The sequence below is a fragment of the Arthrobacter nitrophenolicus genome (assembly GCF_000332815.1).
In the GTDB taxonomy this organism is placed as follows: Bacteria; Actinomycetota; Actinomycetes; order Actinomycetales; family Micrococcaceae; genus Arthrobacter; species Arthrobacter nitrophenolicus.
Window position 1 is genome coordinate 1 of the sequence record NZ_AOFD01000061.1, and the last position, 24,829, is coordinate 24,829.

The window sequence follows — 24,829 nt, forward strand, 5'->3', positions numbered from 1 at the left end:
GCCCGTCCGCCCCGCCGCGCACGGGATGTCGCCGAGCGACCGCCGGCGCCAGGAATGGGTAGCCAAGATCCCCCGCCTCCACATGACGAACCGCTCCATCGAACGGACCTTGCGGCGCAGCTACGACGATCTCGGAGCCCTGCGGATCGAGGACCCGGCGCATCCGGAACGGATCGTCGTGGCAGCAGGCGCCCCCTGGTTCATGACACTGTTCGGACGGGACTCCCTGTGGGCCTCGGAAATGGCCCTGGCGGTTGACCCGTCCCTGGCGCTTGGCACGCTGCAGACCCTGGCGGACCGCCAGGGCAAGGTGGTGGATCCGATGAGCGAGGAGGAACCCGGGAAGATCCTGCATGAGGTCAGGCTGGGCGTTTCCAGCGGATTGGCACTGGGCGGCAAGTCGGTCTACTACGGCAGCGTCGATGCCACGCCCCAGTTCCTGATGGCGCTCGGCTCCGTCAGCCGCTGGGGCTTCGCCAAGGACACCATCGCCTCACTCCTGCCCAACGCGGACCGGGCGCTGGACTGGATCAGGAACTACGGGGACAAGGACGGCGACGGCTTCGTCGAGTACTCCCGGCTCAATGACCAGGGGTTGATCAACCAGGGCTGGAAGGACTCCTGGGACGGGATCAACTTTGCGGACGGCACCATGGCCGAGCCTCCCATCGCCCTCTGCGAAGTCCAGGCGCTGGTTTACACGGCACTGCTCTCCAGGGCCTGGATGGCGTACGACGCCGGGGACGCGCCCCTGGCGGCGGAGCTCACCGCGGAAGCGGCGCGGCTGAAGAAGAAGTTCAACGAGGAGTTCTGGCTTCCGGAGCGGGGCTACTACGCCGTCGCCCTGGATGGGCGGAAGCGGCCCGTGGACGCCTGCGCATCGAACATGGGGCAATGCCTGTGGCACGGCATTATCGACGACGACAAAGCTCCGCTGGTGGCCGAACGGCTGATGTCCCCGGAGATGTTCAGCGGCTGGGGCGTCCGGACCCTGGCCACGGACATGGGCGCCTACAACCCTGCCAGCTACCACAACGGGTCGGTCTGGCCGCACGACAACGCCATCATCGCAGCCGGCCTGATGCGCTACGGCCTCGTGGCGGAGGCCCAGCGGATATCCACGGCGCTGCTGGAAGCGGCGGAGTTTTCGAACGGCCGGCTGCCGGAACTCTTCTGCGGATTCAGCCGCGACCAGGTTGCCGAGCCAGTGCCGTACCCCACGGCCTGCTCACCCCAGGCCTGGGCGGCGACCACACCAATCATGCTGATCACCAGCCTCATGCGGTATGACGCGCACGTGTCCCGGGGCGGCTTCTGGATGGACCCGGTCCTGCCGGAGTCCTACGGTAATCTGCACATCACCAATGCGCCCATAGCCGGCGGGAGGATGACCATCGACATCGTCGGGTCCGAGCCCACCGTGCAGGGCCTACCGGAGGGGGTTACGTTCCGCCGCGGGCACCGGCCCTGGCTGACCGAGCTCCTGGCCGGGGCGGGCCTGGGCGCCGAAGGACAGATCTAAAGATCCCAGTCGGAGCCGCCGTAGGAGCTGCGCACGTGGGCGCGGAGGTACTCTCCCACCACGGCGGCCCCCAGCCCGCCGACGTCGGGTGCCACCACCCGGCCGTCGATCCGGCGTGCCAGGCGCTGGATGAACCGTTCGAGCCCCGGATCGTCGCCGAGGCGGAAGAACGTCGCCTGCACGCCGGCGCGTCCCAGGCGGTCCAGTTCGGTGACCGTGGCGCGGATGGTCTCCCGGTCCGGCGGCCAGTTGAACCAGGAATCGCCGTCGGCCAGCAGGTGCGCGGTGGGCTCACCGTCCGTGACCACCAGGAGGACATGCTGCATGGACGGGTGCTGCCGGAAGAAGCGGCCGGCCAGCAACAGGCCGTGGTGGAGGTTCGTTCCCTGCTCACGCAGCGCCGGCAGGGCGGTGAGCTGGGCAATGTCCATGGACTGCGCGTACCGGCCGAAGGTCACCAGCTGCAGCCGGTCACCGCGGAACCGCGTGGAGACGAGGTGGTGCAGCGCGAGTGCGGTGCGCTTCATCGGCACCCAGCGGCCCTCGGCCGCCATCGAGAAGGACACGTCCACCAGCAGGACGACGGCGGCCTGCGTCCGTGCTTCAGTCTCCGTGACCTCGATGTCCCCCACCCCCAGGCGGAAGCCGCGGCCCGGATCCCGGCCCTCGGCGACCGTGCGCCGGATGGCGTTGGTCATGGTGCGGGTGACGTCCCACGGCCCGGCGTCCCCGAACTCCCACTGCCGGCTGGAGCCGGTCTGGTCGCCGGCCGCGCCCGCGGCACGCGTTTCGCGCCGGCCCTGCCGGCCGGAGAGCTGCTTCGCGGTGTCCCGCAGCAGCGACTTTCCCAGCCTGCGCATTGCCTGCGGCGACAGCCGGAGGTCCCCGTCGGCACCCCGGCGCAGGTAGCCGCCGTCGCGCATTGCCCGCTCGATCTCCGCAAGGGTCCGCGCGGTGACGGCGGCGTCCTGCCCCAGCTGGCGGGCCAGGGCGTCCAGGTCCAGGTCATCCAGCGCGGAGCCGTTGTAGGACTGGGAGAGCTGTTCGGCCAGGCTGTCGAGTTCGGCAACGTCCTGCAGCACACCGGTGCCGTCGCCCAGCCCGAGCCCTTCCTGGCCCTCGAAGCGCTCAGACCCGCTCCAGTCCTCGCCCGGCCGGAGGGCCCGCAGGCTGGAGTCCAGCTGGTCCAGCTGTGCCATCAGTTCTGGTGACCCGAACGCCTGGGCGGACAGCCGCATCAGCTCTTCGCGCTGTTCGGGTGACATGGACTGCAGGAGCCGCTGGGCCGCTGCCGCCCTTGTGGCCAGGGCGTCGATCAGTTCCTCGACGGACTGCGGATTCTCCGGGAAGAAGGATCCGTGCCGGGCCATGAACTCCCTGAAGTCCGCGTCGGTATCCTCGCCGCGGCGGTGCTTGTCCAGCAGGCCGTTGAGGTCGCGCAGCATCCCGTTCACTGCCTCGCGGTCCTCGTCGGTGGCGTTCTCAAGCGCCTGCTTCATCCCTGCGAAGCGCTGGTCAAGGACTTCCCGGCCCAGCAGGTCCTTGATCCGTTCGTAGGCTTCCCTGGCGGAACCGGACTGCCAGTCGTAGGACGCCAGTTCATTGACGGCGGCGGCCGTGGAGGCCGGCAGGTTCTGCAGCTGCATTTCGCGGAAGGCGCGGTCCGTGTTGTCCATCAGCGCGTCGCGGGCGAGCTGCTTGCGCTCCTCCAGCACGGCGGTGTCCAGCAGCTTGCGCACCTCGTCGAGCGTGCCGTCCAGCCGGTGCCGCCCCAGCAGGTCCTTCCGGCGCTGCTGGACGCGGGCAGCGAGCTGGTCCAGGCCGTCCCGGTTCCGGCCGCCGCGGCGCAGGAACTCCTCGAGGGCGTGCCGCGGCGAGTACCCGGCCATGACGTCCTCGGCCACCGCCTCCAGGGCCTCCGACAGGTCCACCGGCGGGGCGAGCGGGTCCGGCCCTCCGGCGTACCTGCCGTACCGGGACCGGTGGTGCAGCACCATGATGCCTCCTGTGGCTAGCCGTAGACCGTTGCCTCGTCGTCGGACTCCTTGGAGATCCGGCGGGCAAGGTAGAGCCCCTCCAGGGCGAGTTCGACGGCGGCCGCCCGCTGGCCGTCGTTCTCCGCACCCAGGCGCCGGGTGATTTCGTCGTAGAGGCCCGACCCGTTGAGTGAGGGCAGGTTCTGGAGGAATTCCCGGGCGGTGACCTGGTCGCCCGTGGTCACGGTGGTGTGGCCGTCCAGGGCCGCCACCAGTGGACCCATGTCGATGCCCTGGAAATGGGCGCGCACGGCTTCGGCTGTAGCCGTTCGCAGCAGGTGGTCGAGGACGCCCTGTTCCCGGCCTTCCTCACCCGACTCGAATTCGATCTTTCCGGTGAGGACCTCCGCTGCGGGTTCCAGGTCGATGATCCTGGCCACCGCCTGCTCCTCGCCGCGCACGCTGGCCCGGCGCAGGGCGGCCGCAGCCACGGTCTCGGCACCGGCGATCGCGAACCGGGCGGACACCCCGGACGTCTGGTTGATGGCCGGGGACTGCCGCAGTGCCCGGGTATAGCGGGCCAGGATCTCCAGGATGACGGGCGGGACGTCCGCCACCAGCCGGCCCTCCTGCCGGATGACGGCCACCTCGTCCTCCAGCTCGATCGGGTAATGGGTGCGGATCTCGGCGCCGAAGCGGTCCTTCAACGGGGTGATGATCCGGCCGCGGTTGGTGTAGTCCTCCGGGTTGGCCGAGGCGACCACCAGCACATCCAGGGGCAGGCGCAGCAAGTAACCGCGGATCTGGATATCGCGCTCCTCCATGACGTTGAGCATCGCCACCTGGATCCGCTCGGCAAGGTCGGGCAGCTCATTGATGGCGATGATGCCCCGGTTGGAGCGCGGGACCAGGCCGTAGTGAATGGTCTCCGGGTCCCCGAGCCGGCGCCCCTCGGCAACGCGCATGGGGTCGACGTCGCCGATGAGGTCCGCGACGGAGGTGTCCGGCGTCGCCAGCTTTTCCACGTAGCGTTCAGAGCGGTGGCGCCATGCCACGCGCAGCCGGTCCCCCTCGGTGAGTGCCCGGGCACGGGACTGCTCCGTGATGGGATGGTACGGGTGTTCGTTGAGCTCGGACTCCTCGATGACCGGCGACCACTCATCCAGCAGCCCGGCCAGGGTGCGGAGCAGGCGGGTCTTGCCCTGTCCCCGTTCGCCGAGCAGGACAACATCGTGACCGGCGATCAGGGCCCGCTCCAGCTGGGGCAGGACGGTCCGGCTGAATCCGAACAGCCCGGGCCACGGGTCCCGGCCGGCGGCGAGCGCCGCGAGCAGGTTGTCGCGGATTTCATGCCGCAGGTCCTTGTGGACATGGCCGGCGGCGCGCAGCTCACCGACGGTAAAAATATCGGGACGGTCACTCACCCCTCTACGGTAAGCCCGGCCGTGCCGGGAGATCGAGCAAACTCCCATAATTCCTTCCGCCCCGCACCGCCGCTGGCGGAGCAGCCTCGCCAGCGGCGGTGCGCGGTGGGATCATACAGCCATGGCATCCATCCAGCGTCTCCGGCCCGAGGGCCTCGTCTCAAGTCCAGCGTTCAGCCACGTCGCCGTCGTGCCGCCCGGTGCGACCACCATCTATGTTGGCGGCCAGAACGCCGTCGATGCCGCCGGCGCACTAATTGGCGAGGGTGACGTGGCCGCCCAGTCGGAGCAGGCCCTCGAGAACGCCCAAACCGCGCTCGCCGCTGCCGGGGCCACGCTGGCGGACGTCGTGCAGTGGACGGTGCTCTTCGTGGAAGGTGCGGATATCGCCGCCGGGTACGGGGCCATCGCGGCGAAGCTCGCCTCGGCGGAACCTGCCCTGGTGACGGCGGCGTTCGTCAGCGGCCTTGGTGTGCCCGGCGCGCTGGTGGAGATCAGCGCCGTCGCTGCCGTTATGCAGTAGCAGGCGTTCCGGAGGCCAGGCGGTCTGCGGCCCCGCCGCTAGGATGAAACGCGTGCAGCAGTCTACGGAGTGGGATCCGCGTTCACGGGTGTCTGAGCAGGCACCCGGCGTCCATTTCGTGGAAGGACCGGCCTCCAACTGGATAGTGGTCCGCGACCATGCCGGCTTCATCCTTATCGACAGCGGCTACCCGTCCGACCTTCCACTGGTCCTGGCATCAGTCCGCCACCTGGGCCTGGACCCGGCGGACGCCCGCGCCCTCCTGGTCACGCACGGCCATGTGGACCATACGGGCTCCGCCGCCCACTTTTCCGAGGCCTACGGCACCCCCGTCCTGAGCGCGCCGGAGGAACTGGCCCATGTCCAGGGGAAGGAAAAGCACCAGGTCACGGTCGGCCAGGTCCTCCGCCGGGCCTGGCGTCCGCGCGCCTTCCGCTGGATGGTCCACGTCCTGCAATCCGGGGCCCTGGCGGCCACTCCGGCAGCGCAGGCACGGGCATGGGACGCCGCAACGCTCCGGGCACTTCCCGGCTCCCCCGAGCCGGTCCTGCTGCCTGGGCACACGCCGGGCAATGCGGCCATCCTTCTTCGGTCCGCAGGAGCCGTGGCGGTGGGTGATTCATTTGTCAGCGGCCACCCGCTGAGCACCTGGACAGGCCCGCAGATGCTGCACAGGATGTACCACAGTGACCCAGGGGAAGCAGAGGCTGCCGTCCGCGGCCTGGACGGCATCGACGCCTCGGTCATCCTGCCCGGGCACGGCCCGGCACTGCGCATGACCCTGGCCGACGCGCTGGCGGCGCTGCGGAGTCAGACGGGTTGTGCCGGCAGCACCCGGTAGGTCACGTGGGTGACCTGGCTCGCCCCGCGGGACGTCAGCTGTTCCAGGTTCAGGGGCGGGACGCCGTCGAACAGCCTGGTGCCCGCACCCAGTGTCAGCGGCGCGTCTCCCGGCGAGCGCTGTAACGCCCGGATAACGTCCCTGGAACTAGAGTCCGCGGCATGGGTGAGCAGCAGGATGTCCAGAGCCGCGGGTACGATCCAGCGTTTCTGGGCACCGAACTGGAGCCGCCTTCCATCGATGCCGGCCTGCTGGACGACACTGTCGAGCTCAACGGTTCCGCCGTCATCCCCTATACCCACTTCTCCCTGGCTGTCAGTAAGTCCCGCCGGTTTGCCCGCTGGGTTGCCTGGAATATCGACGGCGGCAGCATCAAGAGGTTGAGCCGCCAGGGCAGCGCGTTCATCAAGGACTCCCGGATACCGGAGGAGTTCCAGAACGGCGACGAGCTGTACAACGGCAACCGCCTGGACCGCGGGCACATCGCCCGCCGGGCCGACCTGCTCTGGGGTCCGCTGCCCGAGGCGAAAAGGGCAAACGACGATTCGTTCTTCTTCACCAACATCGCGCCGCAGATGGACGACTTCAACCAAAGCGGCAAGAACGGCATCTGGGGACGGCTGGAGGAGGCCGTCTTTTCCGACGTCGACGTCCAGGACCTTAAGGTCACGGCATTCGGCGGACCCATCTTCCGGGACAACGACCGGGAGTACCGGGGGGTGCCGCTGCCGCGCGAGTACTGGAAAGTCCTCGCCTACCTGGAGCGGGGCGCGCTCCGCAGCGCCGCGTTCCTCCTCACGCAGAACCTGAATCCCCTGGAAGCCCTGGACCTCAACGAGTTCCGCGCCTTCCAGGTGGGGATTTCGGAGTTGGAGGAACGCACCTCCCTGCGCTTTGCGGATCCGCTGCGCGACGATGACGGCCGGACGTCGCTGCGGGCAGCCGGTGACCGGGCGCCACTGGAAAGCCTCGCCGACATCCGGTGGTGACTGCAGCCCGCTAGAGGGGCAGCACCCGCGGGGTCACGCTGATCTGCAGGCCGGCGTTTTCGCCGAGCAGCGGCTTCATCACGTCCGGAACTTCAATGCGGCCGCTCCACCTGTTGGGTGCACCGTCGCGGTCACGCAGCCGGTCCTTCTCCTCGGGGTTCCAGTCGCGCAGGGCAGTGGGGATGGTGCTGTTCCACGCCGCCCAGGCCTTCGGCAGGGGTTGGCCGGCAGACGGTGGTTCGATGTCCACCACCAGCGTGTCCTGCCAGTCTTCCGTCTGCTCCATGTGGTCGTCGAAGAACAGGCGGCCCTGCTTCTCGGCGATGGACAGCAGCCGCAGCTTCAGCGCATGCCGGAGCCTGGGGACCACCCGTCCGCCCACCAGGGGACGGGGCGCCTGGGACGAGAGAAACGTGGTGAGCAGCGGCTTGGGCGAATCTATGGGGTCGCCTTCCCGCCAGCGCTCGATCTGCACGGGACAGAAATGCGCGGCGCTCTGCTCATGGACCAGGACGGGCAGCCCGCGGATGGCCACCCCGACATCCAGCTGGAACTCCACCTCGTCCGGCGCGTCCCTGCCGACGGTGAAGCCCACCAGCTCAATCTGGATTTTCAGGTCCCCGAAGAGGAACCGCTGGAGGTTCTGGTAGCCCTCTTCCGAGTTGACGATGCCGTACCGGCCGCTGTGGCTGCGGTGGACAATGGCCAGGGGGGCACCCCGGACGGCGGCATTGTCGATCTGGACCAGCCCGTCGCTGCGGGGGCCCACAGCCCGGGAGGACAGTCCAAGCGCCACGTCGTAGTCCTCGGGGTTCGAACCGACCAGGCAGAAGAGCTCCGAAACCGGGAACCCGTCGTCGGGCATTTCGGTGCCTTTGAAGCTCTCGCGCCGCAGTGTCCGCCGGCGGGCTGCTGGGGTGAGGTAGTCATACATGCGGTCAGGCCCGAAGATGTCAGCGCCGTGGATGCCGGTGGCATCCCTGATCCGCTCCAGCAGTCCGAACCCGACCGCGAAGTTGATGCCGCCATGGGGTGTGGCGTAGGTGAAGACCCTGGCGACATACTTCGCGCCGGCGGCAGGATCAATCGTTCCGTCGGTGGCCGCCAGTTCCTCCGGAATCACACGCTGCAGGAGGGACCTGCACACCAGCCCGCCCATGGAGTGCGCCACCAGGAAGACCTTGGGGGCTCCGGTCCTGTCGAGCACCAGCTTGATGAGCTTGAACAGGTCCCGGGCGGCCGTTTCAAAGGAGAAGCTCTCCGGGTCCTGGTCAAAGGTGTCTGCGGAGTCGTCGTAGAACCGGTGGATCCACACCGAGGCGGGATTGACGGACCTGGTGTCCACGCCCTGCAGGAACGCCCACTGGTCCCCGTGGACCGGAACCTCGTATTTGTGGTCCGAAATGAGCCGCAGCATGGGCGATTCGAACTGGTGGAACTGCGCCCTGCCGCTGCTGTCCGACCGGACATGGACTGATCCCTGGCTGAAGCCGTAGAACGGGTCGTCCACCGCGCTGTTGATGGCGCCCCCGTTCCCGGCGAAGCCGCGGACATAGATGATGGGCAGCCTGCCGTCCCCACCTGGTGTATCCACGTCCTGTCCCCTTTCCGAGGTTCACATCCGCCGCATCATGTCCACGATCCGCACGGCTGCGGGCATTGGAGCACGCGGGCCGTTACGACGGCGTTACCGGCACCGGTGCGCCCAGGCGGTATCCCGGGTGCAGTAATGCGGCAGTAACGGTGCCGCGCTCTACTGGATGGAGACCGTCCCGGTGTCCGTTGCCGGGGGCGGCGGTTCCCCGGGCGTGTCCCGGCCCCAGCAAAGGAGCGCACATCATGACCGCAGAGACTGTCCGGCCGCACTGCGACACCAAGCCGCAAAGCCGTCCCCTGCTTCGTCCCGACCTCGCACCCGGCAGGGAACGCCTCATCCGCCGGTTGCGGGGGAAATGGGTGAACGGGACGGTGCTCCACTACTGGTTCTTGCAGGGACCGGCCCCGCAAAAGGAGGCAGTGCGGAAGGCCTTCCAGGAATGGAAGGCACTGGGCATCGGCCTGGAGTTTACGGAGGTGGCGGACAGGAGCGAGGCCGAGGTCCGGATCGCCTTTGACCAAAGCGACGGGTCCTGGTCCTATGTGGGGCGCGACGTCCTGGAAATCAACGCCACGGAACCAACCATGAACTTCGGCTGGGACCTCACTGACGAGTACGGCCGGACGACGGCGCTGCACGAAATCGGCCACACGCTGGGAATGCCCCACGAGCACCAGAACCCGTTCGCGGGCATTGTCTGGGACGAGCCCCGGGTCTACGAATATTTTGGCGGAGCACCGAACCACTGGCCGCCGGAGCAGACGCTGCACAATGTGCTGCGGAAGATCGACGCCACCGAGGTTGAAGGTTCCTCATGGGACCCCGACTCGGTGATGGAATACTGGTTCCCCGCCGGGCTCATCAAGGAACCGGCCAGGTTCCAGGCGGGCCTGAATCCCCCGGGCGGCCTGTCCGAAGCGGACAAGGAATGGGTGCTCAAGTTCTTTCCTGCCATCAAACCCGAACTCCCCGTCCTCGACCCGTTCAAGTCCGTCCCGCTGTCCCTGAGCCCCGCGGAGCAGGCCGACTTCGCCCTGGAGCCCTCGGCCTCACGGACCTACGAGATTGCCACCTTTGGGACCGCCGATACCGTGCTGGTGCTGTTCGAGAATGTCGACGGCGAGCTCCGCTTTGTCGCCGGGGACGACGACAGCGGCGAGGACCGCAACTCCCGTGTTTCGGCCAAGCTGTTCCAGGGACGGCATTACGTGGTTCGGGTTAGGCTCTACTGGGCAGGTGAGTCCGGGCAGACGGCCCTGATGTATTGGTGAAGCCCACTCCCCACCGCCGGACCGGCCCTTGCACGCCGCCGGCAATTGCCGCGGCGTGTTGCTCAAGTTTGTCCGAATCTTTGCTAAAGGAAGCGGACTACGGGTTGTTCTGGGGGCAGGATGAGAGCTGACCGGCTCAGTGCCCTGCCAATCCAGGCAGCACCGCAGCCGGCGGGACGGGTTGCCGGCAGTCAAACCGTCACCTTGAACGGGCCTGGTCCCGGCGGAGAGTTGGGGGAGACGATGCGATCGGACGATGCGGGGGAAGAACCTGCCGGCGGGCAGGAAGCAATGCACGACGTTTCGGACGCCGGCACCCTGGTGATCCGTACCTGGCACGAACACGGCGGGCAGTCCCCCGCATTCCGGGCAAGGATCACCTACGGTCCTGCCCACAGCCGTGATCAAACCACAGTGTCCGCCGCCGACCCGGACCGGGTCCTACACATTGTGCAGCAGTGGCTGTTGTCCCAGGCCGCTGCCCCAGGCGGGAACTAGATGGTCCTTGGCTCCGTGGGCCTGGGGTTTTACTGCCTCGCTGATCAGGTGCTTCAGCGCCCCGGAGGGTTCAACGCCCATGTCCTGCAGCAGCTGGTCGTGGTACTTCTCGTACGCCACCAGCGCGGATGCGAGGTTGCCCTGGGCGAGTTCCGCCGCCACCAGGAACCGGACCGCGCTCTCGTACAGCGGTTCGATATGGAGTGCGGCGGCCGCCGCTTCCGCAGCCGCCCCGTGGTCACCCCGGCCGGAAAAGCCACCGGCAAGGAGTGTCAGGGCTCGGAGCTGGTCGTGCCGCAGGCGCCCCTGCTCGAACAGTACCCAGTCCTCATACCAGCCGGGCAGGAATTCCAGGTCGCGCAGCTCCTGGAGGTTGGCTGCCACCATGTCCCCGCCGGGAAGGCCTGCTGCCTTCAGGACGGCCCGGATCTTGTGAAGGTCCACCACAACCCCGGAATGCAGGGACAATAAGGCTCCGTCTTTGACGAGCAGGCCGGGCAGTTGCCGTGTGACCAGGTGTACTGTCACCCGAAGGCTTTCCAGGGCCTTGTCATCCGGATATTCGGGCCACAGCATGCCGGCGAGGAGGTTCCGGAGGCTGGCACCGCGGACCGCGAGTGCGGCGATCAGCCGCTGCTGGCGTGCAGCAACGTGAACGACTTCCCCGTCCTGGCGGAGCTGCCAGGAGCGCATGAGGTCCAGCTCAAAAATTCCATAGTCGTCATTGCCCATGGCTACCCGATCAGAACAGGTGATGCTGCAGTCAATTTGTAAGATTGAGCATCCTCATGTTGACAGTGAAAGTCAATCAACAATTCCCCCTAATTGCGTAGCGAGAGGAGGCTCTCAGCGGGTTCCGGGGCGCCATTCGGACGGGTCAGCCGGCGAATCAGTGGCTGTCCGGGCCGGCCTGTGTCAGCCTGCGGCCGCCCGCGGAAGGAAGGCGCTGGGTTCTTGCCTGATGCGTGCCAGTGCGGACTCCACGGCACCCTGGACGACGGCTTCGGCTCCCAGCGTGCTTGCCACAAGCTCCGGGAGCGGGGCGCCGGTATCGGAAGGGAGCAGGCTGCGTGCATGTTCCAGGACGGGGTCAACGGCCCGTGAGATCCCGCCGGCGATGACCACACGCTCGATGTCGAGGAGGCTGGAGAGGACCACCGCAATCTTCGCCAGCCGGGCGCCGAGCCGGGCGATGATGTCCTTTCCCAGCGGATCGCCCTCGCGGGCTGCCTGGAACACGTCCTCCGCCTTGATCTGCTCCTCCGGAATGTCCCGCAGCGTTGTCCGGCCCTCGAATGAGTTGATGCCCGAGCGGGCCCATTTCCGCGCGAGTGCACCGAACCCGTCGGTGCTGCCTTCCTCGGGCAGGGACTTGTCATCGGTGAACGCGTCCAGGAACCGCATCTCGCCCGCGCCGCCCCGCGGCCCGCGCAGCAGGCGGCCATCGACGATCAGGCCGGCACCAAACCGTTCGCCCGTCAACAGGGTTGCCACGTTGGCTGAGGGCTCCAGCGCCAGCTCGGCGATGGCGGCGAGATTGGCGTCATTGTCGACGACGACCCTGCCTGAAGGTGCCGGGCGAATCCGCAGTTCATCAGCTGCCAGAATTCCCCTTCGGCAGGAGACGCTCCGCCGGCATCCACGGGCGCGGGGACGCCGATCACCGTGAGCAGCACATCATCAGCGGTGAGCCCGGCATCGGCGAGCGTCAGTCCGATCAGCTCCCGGGCCTTTGCGCAGCGGCCGGCACCTCCCAGCGCATGTGAATCAAGGCCCTCGCGGCGGCTGCCCAGTTCCCGTCCGCGCAGATCCGCGACGACGGTTGTGAAGGAGGTTTCGCCGGCATCCAGTCCCACAACCACGCCCACGGCTTCACGCAGCCGGTACCGCCGCGCCGGCCTTCCCTTGAGGACGCGGCCGGCGTCGCCGCCGTCGTCGACCTCCTCCAGCCACCCCGCGTCAACCAGCCCGTCACAAACTCCCAGCACTGTGGCACGCGTCAGGCCTGTTTCAGCCATCGCCTCACCCGCAGTGAACACCTGCTCCTGCAGGGCAAAGCGCAACAGCGCCTCCGAGTTGATCTGGCGTAACAGTTGCGTGGAGTTCGCCGTGGTCGCGTTCATCCCTTGACGATATCCCTTCCGTCCCCCATCCTCGTATAGGTCCTAAATATAAGATCCAAATAAATCTTCCGAGACCCACCAGGAGCCAATGTTGCCACCCTTGACGTCCGCCGGGACGCGCGTCTCCCGACGAACTTTCCTTGCCGCAGCCGGAAGCGCGCTGGCCGCTTACGGCCTGGCGGGATGCAGCGCGGCGGGCACCCCGCCCACCATCACCTTCCACCAGTCAAAGCCGGAAGCGGTGCCCTATTTCCGTGACCTGGCTGCAAAGTTCACCGCATCCCAGGACCAGTTCCGGGTTCTGCATGACATGGCAACGAACCTCTCCGCCGGATTCGTCCGGAGCAGCCCGCCTGACCTCGGCTGCCTCAACTACAACCTTGAAATGGCCCGGTTCATGGAGCGCGGTGCACTGTCGGACCTCTCCGACCTGCCCGAGGCAGCAGCCATCCGTGAGGACGTGCTCGACCTGACGAACTGGTACCCCACGTACGCAGGCCGTACCAGCGTGATCCCCTACTCGGTGATGGCGGCGTCCGTCATCTACAACCGCCGCATTTTCCAGGACAACGGCCTCGCCGTCCCCACAACGTGGGACGAACTGATCGAGGTGTGTGAGCGGCTCAAGGCTGCCGGGATCACACCCATTTACGGGACCTTCCGCGATCCCTGGACCATCGCCCAGGGCCTGTTCGACTACACGGTGGGCGGCATGGTGGACGTGCGCGCGTTCTACAAGTCGATGCACGGGATAGGCGAGAAGGTGGGACCCGATTCCGAAGTCTCGTTCCAGAAGACAATGCTGGAACCGGTGCAGCGCATGGTCCAGCTGACCAAGTACGTCAATCAGGATGCCTCCAGCCGCGGGTACGGTGACGGCAATACTGCCATGGCGCAGGGGCAGGCAGCGATGTACTTCCAGGGGCCGTGGGCCTTCGGGGAAATTGAGAAGGCCGGCACCGACGTCGACCTCGGGACCTTCCCGCTGCCGATGACCGATGACCCGGCGGACCTCAAGGTCCGGGTCAACATCGACCTCTCGCTCTGGGTCCCCGAGGTGGCCAACGGGCAGCAGGGAGCCCGCGCCTTCCTGCGGTACCTCATGCAGCCGGAGATCCAGAATCCTTACAACGCCCAGTTCCTGGGGTTCGGCACGGTCAAGGACGCGCCGGCGGTCACCGACCCCCGCATCGTGGACATGCAGAAGTTCTACGACGAGGGCCGCTTCTACATGGGTGCCTCACAGTTCATCCCCAACACAATTCCCGCCGCGAACTACATCCAGTCGATCGTCTCCGGAGCGGACGCTGAGGGCACCCTCCGCCGCATGGACGCCGACTGGGCACGCCTGGCCTTCCGCGCGTGAGCGCATCCCGAACCCATGCACGAAACGAGGACCACCCCATGTCATCAATGACGAGACCTTCCACCAGGCCGGTGGTGACGGCTGAACCAGCGGCCAAGCCGGCACGTGTGCGCAAAAGCCGGGTCGACCCGCTCTACTATCTTTTCCTGTTGCCGTCGCTGGCGATCTTTACGCTCGCCGTCACACTCCCTGCCGTACTCGGCTTCGTCTACAGTTTCACGAACTCTGTTGGCTTCGGCGACTTCGACTTCATCGGCTTCCGGAACTTCATCGCTGTCTTCCGCGATGAAGGGATCCTCGGGGCCTATGGATTCACGCTCGCCTTTTCGCTCGTGACCGTCGTCGTCGTGAACGTCCTGGCCTTCCTGCTGGCCCTGGGCCTGACGTCCCGCGTCCGCTTCCGCACCGCGCTGCGGACGGTCTTCGTCATCCCGATGGTGATCTCCGGCATCGTGATTGCCTTTGTTTTCCAGTACCTCTTCTCAAACTCACTGCCGCTGGCAGGCCAGAGCCTGGGAATCGAACCGCTCACCACCAGCATCCTCGCCAACCCGGACCTCGCGTGGCTGGCGATCGTCTTCGTCACGGCATGGCAATCGGTTCCGAGTGCGATGCTGATCTACATCGCCGGCCTTCTGACCGTGCCCACCGAGGTGTACGAGGCGAGCTCCATCGACGGTGCAACGCCCTGGCACAACCTGCGGCACATCACCTTGCCGCTCGTGGCCGGGTACGCCGTGATCAATACGGTCCTGGGCTTCAAGAACTACCTCAACGCGTACGACATCATCGTCGGCCTTACCGACGGCGGCCCCGGGGTCGCCACCCGGAGCGTAGCGATGGCGATCTTCCGCGGCTTCGAAGGCGGCGACTACGCCTACCAGATGGCCAATGCGTGATCTTCTTCCTGATCAGCGTCGCCATCGCACTCATCCAACTCCGCTTCACCCGTGGCAAAGGAGGGATCGCAGCATGAGCAACGCGACCCGCACCATCCCCGCACAACCAGCGGCTTCCGCCAGGCGCCGCATCCGCACCGGCCACGAGCGCACCAACTGGCCCGCCACCGCCGTCCTGATCGTGTGCACCCTCGCCGTGCTTGTGCCGCTGTACGTCACGGTCAGCATGGCCCTCAAGACCACCGGCCAGGCGGTGGACGGCAACGCCTTCTCCCTGCCGAGCCCCCTGACTTTGGACAGTTTCATCCAGGCATGGACGCTCACGAACTTTCCCCGTGGCTTCATGATCTCTGTCTTCATCTCCGTCACCGCTGTCGTCGGCGAGATCGTGGTATCGGCGCTCGCAGCCTATGCGATTGTCCGCAACTGGGACCGCCGGCTGTTCCGCTGGTCGTTCTTCTACCTGCTGGCGGCGATGTTCATTCCGTTCCCGGTGGTGGCACTCCCCCAGATCCAGCTCACCGGCATGGCCGGACTCGACAACCCGCTCGGCGTCGCGATCCTGCACATCGTGTTCGCCCTGGCCTTCAACACGATGCTGTTCACCGCGTTCCTGCGCTCGATCCCGCTTGAGCTGGAGGAAAGCATGCGGATGGACGGCGCCGGGACGTGGCAGGTGTTCTGGCGGCTGATCTTCCCGCTGCTCGGACCCATGAGCGCGACCGTGGGAATCTTCGCCTTCATCGCATCGTGGAACGACTTCATGATGCCCTCGCTGATTATTTCCGACCCTGAACTGCAGACGATTCCCGTACTGCAGAAGATGTTCCAGACGCAGTTCAGCAACAGCTATAACGTCGCGTTCGCCTCGTACCTGATGGCGATGGCACCCGCGATCGTCGTCTACCTGTTCACGCAGCGGTGGGTCATGTCCGGCCTGACCCAGGGCGCCGTCAAGTAATTCTGCAAGGGGGTGCCTTCCGACGCGACGCGCGTGCGGGGGCGCCCCCTCAGGCTGCGGGCATGGCCAGGGACCGGCGGATGCCGATGATCCTGACGGCGACTCCCAGCAGGACCAGGCCAACACCGAACGCATGAGGATCCAGACGGGCGCGGCCGCGGCGTCGATGTTCCGGTAGCACTCCGGCGCGAGCGCCGTGATGTGCAGCTGGGCATCGGCCATTTCAGCTGCCTGGCTTTCCGGCAGCAGCGGGCTGCCGCAGAGCGGTCCCGCCGGCCTTAAACCGACCACGATGCTCAGGATATGGACGGCCAGCCCCACGGCGATGACCAGTATCCAGCCGCGCCGTTGACTCAGTTCCCGGTTAATGGACCTGGTGGGATTTTCCGCAGAATCTTGAACCGCCATGATCCGAGCATAATGAGGGTCGAAGTGTTTTGCAGTGTTCGTGCCCCTACCGGCAGCCGTTGAGGACACCGGTGATCGCATCATGCTCAGCCTGCGTCACCCACAGTTTGTACTTGGCCTTCACGGCCGTCTGGCGGACGACGTACTCGCACCGGAATGCCCTGTTCGGCGGGAGCCAGGTGGCAGCATCCTTGTCACCCTTGGCGCCATTGGTGGGTCCATCGGCGGCCATCAGGTTCAGCGGGTCGTTGGCGAGGTCCTTGCGCTCTTCAGCAGTGAGTTGCTGGGCGCCCTTCTGCCAGGCGTCGCTGAGTGCTACGAGGTGGTCGATCTGGACGGCGGAGCTGGTGTCCTGCCCGCGCACGAAATCTATGATTGTGCCGGTGTACCTGTCGGCCAGGGTGCCGGTGACGACGACGCAGTTGTTGGTGCCGGGTTTGAAGGTTTCGCCGGTGAGGTCCCGGGCCAGGATGTCGTTGCGGGTGTCGCAGCCGTTCCGGTCAACGTCAGCCCAGGCGGGACCGAACTCCTCACGGGAATAGCCGGTCTTCGGAGCGCGCCCCTTCACCGGAATGGTCTGCAGCTGGTTGAGGGCGTTGCCGGCAGCAGCCGGATCTGCCGGAGCGGGATAACTGCTGCGCCGCGGGGAGCGGATTCGATGGCCTCCAGCGCGTTCGCCGCAACATCACATCCGGCAAGGGAGCAAGCCAGCAGAACGGCAGTGGCAGCGGCAAGGGATTTGGCGGCAAAGCGGGAGATCTTCATGGTCCTTTTGGGTCAGCGGGGCTTTCAACGCTAGCGTCCGCTGCTGCTTCCGGGCGGAAGGGTGAACTATGGCGCCTGTCACACCGCGCCGCTCCCCCGGTCCCGGCAGGCGTGCAGGTACATCATTTCTCCCGGCTGCCTGCCTTCGCTGCATATGTGGTGGCCTGGTCACGCACTTGGCGGATGTAGGTGTCGGACTGGTTGTAGGCGTAGATGGCGCCGGTCCATCCTTCCGAGGTGGTGAGGTCCCGGCCGTCGGCGCACAAATAGTGCGCCGCGCTCAGGGCGGCGTCATCGATATTGGACGGGTCCGCCACTCCGTCTCCGTTCCCGTCGCGCGCCACCAGGCGCCAGGTGGACGGGATGAATTGCATCGGTCCCACGGCCCGGTCCCAGCGGGCGTCCCCGTCCAGGGTCCCAGCGTCTGTGTCGGCGATCGCGGCGAATCCGGCGCCGTCAAGCACGGGGCCCACGATCGGGCGGCTCACTTCCCCGTCGGCTGTGAGGACGCCGCCCCCGTACGTTCCGTGTCCTGTCTCGATGAAACCGACGGCCGCGAGAGTGTTCCACCCGAGCCCGCACGCCGGAACGGTATCCTTGACGGTTACAGCCGCGGCAACGTACGCGCGCAGTGCACGCTCGGGGATGCCGGTCTGCCCGGCTGCCCGGACGAGCCATTCGGCATCCGGGCTCCTGGTGACGTTCACGGCGGTGGCCATCCCAGAAGACAGCGCCTCGAACTCGGCGCCCGCCCGGGGCGGCGGAGCAAAGGCCTGCCGCGCGTCGACACCGGCGTGCGCGCGCAACCAGAACAAGGATGCGGTGGAGACAGAGACCGCAAACACGATAAGAACCACAAGACGCCTAAGACCAAGCACCGACCAATCAAACCATCTGCTGCTGATCTTCCCTGTCGGCTCCCCTAGTGCGCATCATCACCCTTGCGTTTTTTCTGACTACACTCATAATTGAGTGTAGTCAACAAGAAAGGCGCTTCGAAATGAAAGCGTTTGTCATCAATAAGTACAAGTCCGGCTTGCAGCCGGCCGAGGTCGCGGAGCCGGTGGTCGGTGAGCAGGATGTCCTGGTCCGGGTGGAGGCGGCCGGGCTTAACCAGCTGGACGAAAAGATCCGGCTCGGAGAGTTCAAACAGATCCTCCCCTACGCTTTGCCGCTGGTCCTCGGACATGACCTGGCAGGAACAGTCCTCCAGGTCGGGACGAAGGTGCGTGGCTTCAAGCCCGGCGATGAGGTTTTTGCCAGGCCGGACAAAGCCCGCATCGGCACTTTTGCCGAGCGCATCGCCGTGGCGGAAGCGGATCTGGCGCTGAAGCCCGCGACGATCAGCATGGCCGAGGCAGGGTCCCTTCCGCTGGTGGCCTTGACGGCGTGGCAGGCCCTGGTGGAACGCGGCAAGGTACAGCGGGGGCAGAAGGTCCTGATCCACGCCGGCGCGGGAGGAGTCGGCTCGCTGGCAATCCAGCTGGCGAAGCACCTCGGAGCGGCGGTGGCCACCACCGCCAGCGCCGCCAACGTGGACTTCCTCCGCGGACTGGGCGCCGACGTCGTCATCGACTACCGCAACGAGGACTTCGAACAGGTCCTCAGCGGCTACGACCTGGTCCTCGACAGCCTCGGCGGGCCAAACCTGCAAAAGTCCCTCCGGATCCTCAAGCCCGGCGGCCAGGCAATCGGAATCGCAGGACCGCCGGACCCCGCGTTCGCCCGGGAACTGGGCCTCAACCCGGTACTCCGCTTCGCCATCACCGGCATGAGCCGGAGCATCCGCAGCCAGGCCCGCCGGCTCGGCGTGCACTACGAATTCCTGTTCATGCACTCCAGCGGCGCGCAACTGGGCCACATCGCAAGGCTTGTCGACGACGGCGTGCTGCGTCCCGTCGTCGGACGCGCCACTCCCTTCGCCCAGACTCCGGAAGCCTTGCAGGCACTGGGAAGCGGCGGTTTGCGCGGCAAGGCCGTTGTGGTCAATCCCCCGCGTAATGCCTCCGCCACCGCCCGGCCTGAAGCCGTCGGCCTTCACAGGTCCGGAGAAACGGCATGAGCGCCGCCAGCATCCCTGGTGCATCCACCTATGCGACTGCACCCACCCGCAGCATCACAACCCGCGGCGTCAGCTATGCCTACCGCGAACTGGGGCCGAAGGGCGGGGTTCCCGTGGTCTTCTTCGTCCACCTCGCCGGCAACCTTGACAACTGGGACCCGCAGATCATCGACGCCGTGGCCAAGGAGCACCACGTCGTCACCTTCAACAACCGCGGCATCGGGGCCAGCACCGGCGTGGTGCCGGGCAGCGTTGAGGCCATGGCCGAGGACGCCGCCGACTTCATCCGCGCCCTGGGCTTTGAGAAGGTGGACATCTTCGGATTCTCCCTCGGTGGCATGGTGGCCCAGGCCCTCATCGGAAAGCACCCCGACCTGGTCCGGAAACTCGTCCTCGCCGGCACCGGACCCCGGGGCGGTAAAGGCATGGACAAGGTTGCAAGGGGTCACGTACTTCGACGTACTGCGGGCCGCCCTGTTCCGGGCAGATCCGAAGGAGTTCCTCTTCTTCGACCGCAGCGCCGCCGGCAAGCAGGCGGCGAAGGAATTCATCACCCGCATCCGGGAGCGCACCACAGGACGTGACCGGCCGGTCCGGATCCAGGCCTTCCGGACCCAGCTGAAAGCCATCAGGAACTGGGGCCGCGCCGAGCCGGCAGACCTGTCGGCCATCAACCACCCGACACTGATCGCCAACGGCGACCATGACCGCATGGTTCCTTCCATCCTCTCCAAGGACCTGCACCGGCGCATCGCAGGATCAGAGCTGGTCATCTACCCGGACTCCGGCCACGGCGGGATCTTCCAGTTCCACCAACAGTTCATTCCCGAAGCCGTCGAATTCCTCAGACGCTGACGCCCGGCGGGTCCCCATTGACTACACTCGAAACCAGCTGAAGACCTTGACCGCCCCGGAGGAATCCCCGCCATGCACCTTGCCTCCCAGCCCGTCGGCCGGCGGGAACGGAACAAGCAGGCCAAACTTGACCGGATCACGGCGGCAGCCCGCGAACTCTTCGCCGAGCACGGTATCGACGACGTCACCACCCAGCAAATCGCTGACAGGGCGGACATCGGCACCGGCACACTGTTTTTGTATGCCAAGAGCAAAGGTGAGCTGCTGCTGCTCGTCCAGAACTCGGCCTACGCGGATGCCCTCGCCAGGGGAACCGCGGAGGCGGCAGGAATTACGGTGCCCCTCGATGCCGTCATGGCCGTTGTCCGCCCGGTGGTGGAATGCAACCGGACCCAGATCGACAACGGCCGCACCTACCTGCGCGAGATGGTCTTCGGCGACCCGGACGAACCCCATCACCATGCCGCGCTCACCCTCGCGGCGGGGACCGAGGCCGCCATCGCCGCCGTCCTGGAACGGGAAGCCCGCACCACCGCTGATTCCGCAGCCAGGCTCGCGCACGTCATCTCGGCCATCATGTTCCTGAGCATGGCTGCTTCAACCAACGTCTCCCGCACGGAAGAGGAACTGCTTCTGGAGATCCGGAACCAGGTCGCAGCAATCCTTCCTGCCTGAACCGCAGCACCCGCCAGCTGCTCTTCAATAAACAGAAGCACCCTCCACCGCACGAAAAAGCCCGGGCGCCATCCCGCAAGTACTGCGGAATGACGCCCGGGACTGCTCTTGCCGTTGTAACCTGCTAAGCGTCGATCACCATGTCGGTCTGTGCCGTGGAGCAGCAGGGCAGGAACTTGCCTGCGTCGATTTCCCGCTTGCGGATACCGCCCTGGTGGTTCATCTCGATGTCCCCGGAAAGCTTGACGACCTTGCAGGAGCCGCACATGCCTTCCTTGCAGTTGGCGCCGATCCGGACACCCGCGCGCTGCGCCACCTCAAGGATGTGCTGGTCGGGATCAATCCGCACGTTGACGCCGGTGCGCAGGAAGGACAGGGTGAGGCTTCCCGTTCCCACCGTCTCAAAGCTCGAGGCATCGGGGGTGACGGCCTCGGGTTGCGCGTCCGCACTGCCCCCGGCCGCGGGCGCATCCGTGTCGACGGTTTCCAGCGGCAGCCCCGTGGCCTGGAGGGGCCCATCGGCGTCGTAGCCGGGCTCATAGAGTCCGAACGCGCTTGGCTGGCCTTCGTAGTAATCCTCGGCTGACTCGGCGATCTCCTCGGCGATTTCCTCCGCGATGTCCGTTGCCAGCGCGATCTCTGCCTGGTACTCAAGGAGTGTCTGGCGGTCTCCCGAGAAGAACTCCATGTAGATGGACGTGTCGTCGACGCCGACCTTCTTGAGGAGCTCGGTGGCGCTGTTCAGGTAACCCTCGGGGCCGCAGGCGTAGACCTGGCGGCCGTTGGCGTCGGGGGCCACCTGGTCGAGCATGGCCGCCGTCAGCCTTCCGGTGAGCCCTTCCCACCCCTCGGGCTTGCTGCGGTCGCCCAGGGAGTAGAAGACCTTGATGCGCGAGTCCACGGAGGCGATGTAGGCCAGCTCCTGGTGGAAGGCAAAACCTCCGGCTTCCGCCCCGTGGTACAGGACCACAACGTCGGCGTGTCCGGGCAGGGAGTGGATGGTCCGCACCATGGACATGATGGGAGTGATGCCTGCGCCGGCGGCCAGGAGAAGGTAACGCGCCCGCCGGTCGGCGTCGGGCAGGTGGAACGCGCCGACCGGTCCGAGCATGTCCAGAACGGTGCCGGGTTTGACGTTCTCATGCACCCACGGAGAAACCAGGCCCGTGGGGTCGCGCTTGACGCTGATGCTGAACGTCCATGGCTCCGTGGGGGAACTGGATAGCGAGTAGCTGCGGTCCACCGGATCCTGGTCCTCACCGTTTACCGGAAAGGCGACGTTGACATACTGGCCCGCACGGAAGGCCAGGGGCGCACCGTCGGTGCGCCGGAACACGAAGGTCATCAGGCCGCCGGCCTCGACAACGGTCTCCACGCATTCGGCCATAAACTCCTGGGGGTGCCAGGGGCCCAATGCACGGGCAGCGCGGGCTGGCGCCTCGGTGCTGCCCATGACCCTGTTCCACGGCATCTCCAGACCGCGAATGCGCTGTGGTTCCTGGATCACCGTTTCAGTGAGGAGTTCTGTCATGCCAAGTGCTCCTGAACGCGCTGCACGTACCAGTTGATGAATGCTTCGACCTGGTATTCGCTCTTCATGTACGGACCGGGCTCGTAGGCAGGGCTGGCAGCGCCCTGCTGGCACAGTTCCACGAACGCCTTGTCCTGCAGGTTGGTCTGTTTCCAGGTGTAGGTGAGCTTCTCCAGGTCGTAATCGACGCCTTCTTCGGCGTCGTCAGCGACCAGCCAGGTGGTGCGGACCAGCGACTGGTGTTCGTTGATGGGGAAGACGCCGAACGTGATGACGTGGTCGCCGAGGAAGTGGAACCAGCTGTTGGGCTGCAGGTGCATGGAGCAGCGGCCAAGGCGGAAGTCCGGCAGGTCGCCAAGCAGCTTCTTGGAGAGCCGGCGCCCGTCGGCGGAGAAGGACTCGCCTTCGCCGTCCAGGGATTCGCGGGAGATGCGGATTCCGGCGATACGGGTGTCAAGCTCCTCGACCACCTCGTAAGGCAGTCCGTAGCGGCGGCAACGCTCTTCAAGGGAGGACTGCGCTTCCTTGTTGCGGTCCCATACTTCCTCAAGATGCGGAGGAATCAGGCCCTCTGTCAGGCCCCAGGTGGGGAAGAGCGAGCATGCGAGTTCCGGGTGTCCATCGCAGTGGTAGCACTCACGGTTGTTCTCCATGACGAGCTTCCAGTTGCCCTCTTCGATGATGTTCTGCTGGTAGGCAATCTTCGTCTTGGACAGGTCGTGCGGGGCCAGGTAGGGCTCGAAGATCTTTGAGGTCTCGTCGAAGTCGGTGGGCGGTTCGTCAGCGATGCAGACGAAGATGAGTCCGGCAACCTCGCGGCTGTGGGCACGCTTGAGCGCGAAGCAGTTCTTGTCGAACTTCGCTTCTCCGGGGGCGGAGGCGTGGATCAGGTTGCCTTCGGGGGAGTAAGTCCAGGAGTGGTAGCCGCAGACGAGGTTTCCGGTGGAGCCGGCAGCTTCGGTCAGGACGCGGGCCCCGCGGTGGCGGCAGACGTTGTGGAGGACGTTGACGTCCCCTTCGTCGGTGCGGAGGACGATCAGGGAGTAGGGACCGTAATCGACCGTAATGTAGTCGCCGGGCTCCGGCAGCTCGGCGACACTTCCGGCAAAGATCCAGTGCTGGCCGAAGATAGCCTCCATGTCGACCTTGAAGATTGCCGGGTCGGTGTAGAAGGGGGCGTCGAGGGAGTAGCCCGTGCGGCGGAACGCAAACAACTCGTTGATCTCAGCCAGCTGCTCGGCAGGCAATGAGGACGCGAGTTTTCCGCGTGAGTTGAGGGGCTGGTGCACTGGAGCAGTCATGGGTTTCCTCCCGGGAGGCGTGGTTACGTGTGATATCTGGGCGACTACGGGTGCGTCGCTGCAGCCGTTGTCAAAAAGCGTTGTTTCAAGAGATTAGGGCGCACGAGCGCCCAATAAAAGCGCAAGAATCCGAAGATAACCGTGCACAATAGGTGCATGATTGATCCCAGACTTATTACGCTCCGAGTATTCGCCCGCTGCGGCACCGTGGGCGCGACCGCGGAGCTCACGGGGTACTCCCCTTCAGCCGTCTCCGCGCAATTACGCGAGCTCCAGCGCGTGCTCGGTTTACAGCTCCTGGCAAAGGACGGCCGCGGTGTGCGGCTGACCGCTACAGGCCGGTTTCTTGTGGCCGGTTCGGACTCCCTCATTGCGGAATGGGAGAGCCTGCGCGCCGCCGCCATGGAGGCCGGCGACCAGGTGCAGTCACATTTCGGCCTCGGTGGATTTTCGACGGCGGCCGCCCAGTTGCTCGCGCCGCTTGCGGCTACTCTCCGCTCAACGCGTCCGCAGTTGGAGGTACAAGTACTTGAGGCCGACCCGGCCCGCTGCTTCGATTTGTTGGTAGCCGAGAGGATTGACCTTGCGGTCATTGTCGCCATGCAGTCGAACACCTACGGCGAGGATGACCTGCGTTTCGAACAGACCGTTCTGCTCGACGATCCCCTGGACGTGATCATTCCGTCTGACCATCCACTGGCATCCCGGGAACGGGTGACGCTTGAAGAATTGGCCTCGGAACCCTGGATCACGGAAGCTGCGGGCTCCACCTACCACTCCCTCTTCACTGCGGCGTTCACGGCAGTTGGTGTGACACCACGGATTGCCCACGAGGCCGTCGAGTGGGAAACCCAGATCGCCTTCGTGGGTGCAGGGCTCGGCGTGGGCTTGCTGCCGCGACTGGCGCCCCTGCGCAATGCAGAGAATGTGGTTCGCCTGCGCCTAACGGGCAAGGGCAGGCCCTCGCGGCGCATTGTCGCGGCCGTACGCAGGGGCAGTATTGCCTCTCCCCTGGTTCAGGAGTCGCTCGACATCCTGCAGAAGAACGCTGAGCGGATCGTCGCCGCCCGGCCGGAGGACGAACTCTGAAAATCGTTTGTCCGAGACCGACATAAAGATGTTGACCTGCGTCACAGTCGAGTATACGCTGGGGTCCAATCTAATATATCAGTTCGCTACTTTTGAATATATCTAAAGGAGGAGGGGCCATGACCCTCATGCAGACAGAGGCAACCGCAGCGG

Annotated in this window: 21 protein-coding genes and 2 pseudogenes; 12 read left to right on the top strand and 11 right to left on the bottom strand. The window is 66.0% G+C overall.

The features are described 5' to 3' along the window. A partial coding sequence (locus G205_RS17280) for an amylo-alpha-1,6-glucosidase (RefSeq protein ID WP_009359122.1) occupies window positions 1-1,522 on the top strand: 1,522 nt, incomplete at its 5' end. Here the strand turns inward: G205_RS17280 and G205_RS17285 are convergent. Then, window positions 1,519-3,519 carry a vWA domain-containing protein gene (locus G205_RS17285; RefSeq protein ID WP_009359123.1) on the bottom strand — a complete coding sequence of 667 codons (2,001 nt, stop codon included), beginning with the start codon at window positions 3,517-3,519 and terminating at the stop codon, window positions 1,519-1,521. The two genes, G205_RS17280 and G205_RS17285, sit on opposite strands and share 4 nt — an antisense overlap. Window positions 3,520-3,533: 14 nt before the next feature. Further along, window positions 3,534-4,922, bottom strand: coding sequence for a sigma 54-interacting transcriptional regulator (locus tag G205_RS17290; protein ID WP_009359124.1), 1,389 nt, complete (start codon window positions 4,920-4,922; stop codon window positions 3,534-3,536). 121 nt (window positions 4,923-5,043) lie between these two features. Between G205_RS17290 and G205_RS17295 the strand changes: the two genes are divergently transcribed. The 3 genes from G205_RS17295 to G205_RS17305 all read left to right on the top strand — a co-directional run bounded on the left by G205_RS17295 (window position 5,044) and on the right by G205_RS17305 (window position 7,275). Further along, entirely contained in the window at window positions 5,044-5,445 is a 402-nt protein-coding gene (locus tag G205_RS17295) for a RidA family protein (RefSeq protein WP_009359125.1), read from the top strand. A 43-nt stretch (window positions 5,446-5,488) separates the two neighbouring features. Further along, window positions 5,489-6,286 carry an MBL fold metallo-hydrolase gene (locus tag G205_RS17300; RefSeq protein WP_052014171.1) on the top strand — a complete coding sequence of 266 codons (798 nt, stop codon included), beginning with the start codon at window positions 5,489-5,491 and terminating at the stop codon, window positions 6,284-6,286. 161 nt (window positions 6,287-6,447) lie between these two features. Next, a complete protein-coding gene (locus tag G205_RS17305) occupies window positions 6,448-7,275 on the top strand; it encodes a DNA/RNA non-specific endonuclease (protein WP_009359127.1) in 828 nt (275 codons plus the stop codon). A gap of 10 nt (window positions 7,276-7,285) precedes the next feature. Here the strand turns inward: G205_RS17305 and G205_RS17310 are convergent, their stop codons facing one another. Then, window positions 7,286-8,869, bottom strand: coding sequence for an esterase/lipase family protein (locus G205_RS17310; RefSeq protein WP_009359128.1), 1,584 nt, complete (start codon window positions 8,867-8,869; stop codon window positions 7,286-7,288). Between the two features lie 245 nt (window positions 8,870-9,114). On the opposite strand from G205_RS17310, the gene G205_RS17315 reads away from it, so the two are divergent. Next, on the top strand, window positions 9,115-10,143 hold the full coding sequence (locus tag G205_RS17315) for a M12 family metallopeptidase (protein ID WP_009359129.1): 1,029 nt from the start codon (window positions 9,115-9,117) through the stop codon (window positions 10,141-10,143). 441 nt (window positions 10,144-10,584) lie between these two features. Here the strand turns inward: G205_RS17315 and G205_RS17320 are convergent, their stop codons facing one another. From G205_RS17320 to G205_RS23200, 3 genes are all read right to left on the bottom strand, one after another. Next, a complete protein-coding gene (locus G205_RS17320) occupies window positions 10,585-11,373 on the bottom strand; it encodes an AfsR/SARP family transcriptional regulator (RefSeq protein ID WP_009359130.1) in 789 nt (262 codons plus the stop codon). Between the two features lie 183 nt (window positions 11,374-11,556). Further along, window positions 11,557-12,231 carry an ROK family protein gene (locus G205_RS23195; protein WP_338058429.1) on the bottom strand — a complete coding sequence of 225 codons (675 nt, stop codon included), beginning with the start codon at window positions 12,229-12,231 and terminating at the stop codon, window positions 11,557-11,559. Beyond that, a complete protein-coding gene (locus G205_RS23200) occupies window positions 12,120-12,764 on the bottom strand; it encodes a response regulator (RefSeq protein ID WP_235047058.1) in 645 nt (214 codons plus the stop codon). The genes G205_RS23195 and G205_RS23200 overlap by 112 nt, the downstream gene beginning before the upstream one ends. A gap of 88 nt (window positions 12,765-12,852) precedes the next feature. Between G205_RS23200 and G205_RS17330 the strand changes: the two genes are divergently transcribed. The 3 genes and pseudogenes from G205_RS17330 to G205_RS17340 all read left to right on the top strand — a co-directional run bounded on the left by G205_RS17330 (window position 12,853) and on the right by G205_RS17340 (window position 15,990). Then, the gene (locus G205_RS17330; RefSeq protein WP_200859192.1) at window positions 12,853-14,130 is read left to right on the top strand and encodes an ABC transporter substrate-binding protein; all 1,278 of its coding nucleotides are present in this window, start codon (window positions 12,853-12,855) and stop codon (window positions 14,128-14,130) included. 38 nt (window positions 14,131-14,168) lie between these two features. Continuing rightward, window positions 14,169-15,106, top strand: a pseudogene (locus tag G205_RS17335) (carbohydrate ABC transporter permease). Beyond that, complete coding sequence (locus G205_RS17340; protein WP_009359134.1) at window positions 15,103-15,990, top strand: carbohydrate ABC transporter permease; 888 nt, start codon at window positions 15,103-15,105, stop codon at window positions 15,988-15,990. The pseudogene G205_RS17335 and the gene G205_RS17340 overlap by 4 nt, the downstream one beginning before the upstream one ends. A gap of 454 nt (window positions 15,991-16,444) precedes the next feature. Here the strand turns inward: G205_RS17340 and G205_RS17345 are convergent, their stop codons facing one another. The 3 genes from G205_RS17345 to G205_RS17355 form a co-directional block, all read right to left on the bottom strand. Then, window positions 16,445-16,966, bottom strand: a complete 522-nt coding sequence (locus G205_RS17345; RefSeq protein ID WP_009359135.1) for an HNH endonuclease family protein — start codon at window positions 16,964-16,966, stop codon at window positions 16,445-16,447. Beyond that, window positions 16,963-17,163 (bottom strand): hypothetical protein, encoded by a 201-nt coding sequence (locus G205_RS21345; protein ID WP_009359136.1) that lies wholly within the window; start codon window positions 17,161-17,163, stop codon window positions 16,963-16,965. Before G205_RS21345 ends, G205_RS17345 begins: the two co-directional genes overlap by 4 nt. A 122-nt stretch (window positions 17,164-17,285) precedes the next feature. Continuing rightward, window positions 17,286-18,008, bottom strand: a complete 723-nt coding sequence (locus tag G205_RS17355; protein ID WP_235047059.1) for a lytic transglycosylase domain-containing protein — start codon at window positions 18,006-18,008, stop codon at window positions 17,286-17,288. A 155-nt stretch (window positions 18,009-18,163) separates the two neighbouring features. Between G205_RS17355 and G205_RS17360 the strand changes: the two genes are divergently transcribed. From G205_RS17360 to G205_RS17370, 3 genes and pseudogenes are all read left to right on the top strand, one after another. Next, entirely contained in the window at window positions 18,164-19,225 is a 1,062-nt protein-coding gene (locus tag G205_RS17360; protein ID WP_009359138.1) for an NADP-dependent oxidoreductase, read from the top strand. Further along, a pseudogene (locus G205_RS17365) lies at window positions 19,222-20,080 on the top strand (alpha/beta fold hydrolase). The gene G205_RS17360 and the pseudogene G205_RS17365 overlap by 4 nt, the downstream one beginning before the upstream one ends. Before the next feature lie 72 nt (window positions 20,081-20,152). Then, window positions 20,153-20,755: a TetR/AcrR family transcriptional regulator gene (locus G205_RS17370; protein WP_009359139.1), complete on the top strand. Its 603-nt coding sequence runs from the start codon at window positions 20,153-20,155 to the stop codon at window positions 20,753-20,755. 124 nt (window positions 20,756-20,879) lie between these two features. Here G205_RS17370 and G205_RS17375 read toward each other — a convergent pair whose 3' ends face one another. After that, a complete protein-coding gene (locus G205_RS17375) occupies window positions 20,880-22,286 on the bottom strand; it encodes a ferredoxin reductase (protein WP_009359140.1) in 1,407 nt (468 codons plus the stop codon). Beyond that, complete coding sequence (locus G205_RS17380; RefSeq protein ID WP_035753623.1) at window positions 22,283-23,587, bottom strand: aromatic ring-hydroxylating oxygenase subunit alpha; 1,305 nt, start codon at window positions 23,585-23,587, stop codon at window positions 22,283-22,285. The genes G205_RS17375 and G205_RS17380 overlap by 4 nt, the downstream gene beginning before the upstream one ends. A 156-nt stretch (window positions 23,588-23,743) precedes the next feature. Between G205_RS17380 and G205_RS17385 the strand changes: the two genes are divergently transcribed. After that, a complete protein-coding gene (locus G205_RS17385; protein ID WP_035753626.1) occupies window positions 23,744-24,676 on the top strand; it encodes a LysR family transcriptional regulator in 933 nt (310 codons plus the stop codon). Window positions 24,677-24,829 lie beyond the last annotated feature (153 nt).

Coding starts and splice junctions, on each gene's coding strand:
- G205_RS23200 (WP_235047058.1), bottom strand. CDS start 12,764: ATGAACGCGACCACGGCGAACTCCACGCAACTGTTACGCCAGATCAAC.
- G205_RS17305 (WP_009359127.1), top strand. CDS start 6,448: ATGGGTGAGCAGCAGGATGTCCAGAGCCGCGGGTACGATCCAGCGTTT.
- G205_RS17380 (WP_035753623.1), bottom strand. CDS start 23,587: ATGACTGCTCCAGTGCACCAGCCCCTCAACTCACGCGGAAAACTCGCG.
- G205_RS17370 (WP_009359139.1), top strand. CDS start 20,153: ATGCACCTTGCCTCCCAGCCCGTCGGCCGGCGGGAACGGAACAAGCAG.
- G205_RS17285 (WP_009359123.1), bottom strand. CDS start 3,519: ATGGTGCTGCACCACCGGTCCCGGTACGGCAGGTACGCCGGAGGGCCG.
- G205_RS17330 (WP_200859192.1), top strand. CDS start 12,853: ATGTTGCCACCCTTGACGTCCGCCGGGACGCGCGTCTCCCGACGAACT.
- G205_RS17315 (WP_009359129.1), top strand. CDS start 9,115: ATGACCGCAGAGACTGTCCGGCCGCACTGCGACACCAAGCCGCAAAGC.
- G205_RS17295 (WP_009359125.1), top strand. CDS start 5,044: ATGGCATCCATCCAGCGTCTCCGGCCCGAGGGCCTCGTCTCAAGTCCA.
- G205_RS17375 (WP_009359140.1), bottom strand. CDS start 22,286: ATGACAGAACTCCTCACTGAAACGGTGATCCAGGAACCACAGCGCATT.
- G205_RS17340 (WP_009359134.1), top strand. CDS start 15,103: ATGAGCAACGCGACCCGCACCATCCCCGCACAACCAGCGGCTTCCGCC.
- G205_RS21345 (WP_009359136.1), bottom strand. CDS start 17,163: ATGAAGATCTCCCGCTTTGCCGCCAAATCCCTTGCCGCTGCCACTGCC.
- G205_RS17360 (WP_009359138.1), top strand. CDS start 18,164: ATGAAAGCGTTTGTCATCAATAAGTACAAGTCCGGCTTGCAGCCGGCC.
- G205_RS17385 (WP_035753626.1), top strand. CDS start 23,744: ATGATTGATCCCAGACTTATTACGCTCCGAGTATTCGCCCGCTGCGGC.
- G205_RS17300 (WP_052014171.1), top strand. CDS start 5,489: ATGAAACGCGTGCAGCAGTCTACGGAGTGGGATCCGCGTTCACGGGTG.
- G205_RS17320 (WP_009359130.1), bottom strand. CDS start 11,373: ATGGGCAATGACGACTATGGAATTTTTGAGCTGGACCTCATGCGCTCC.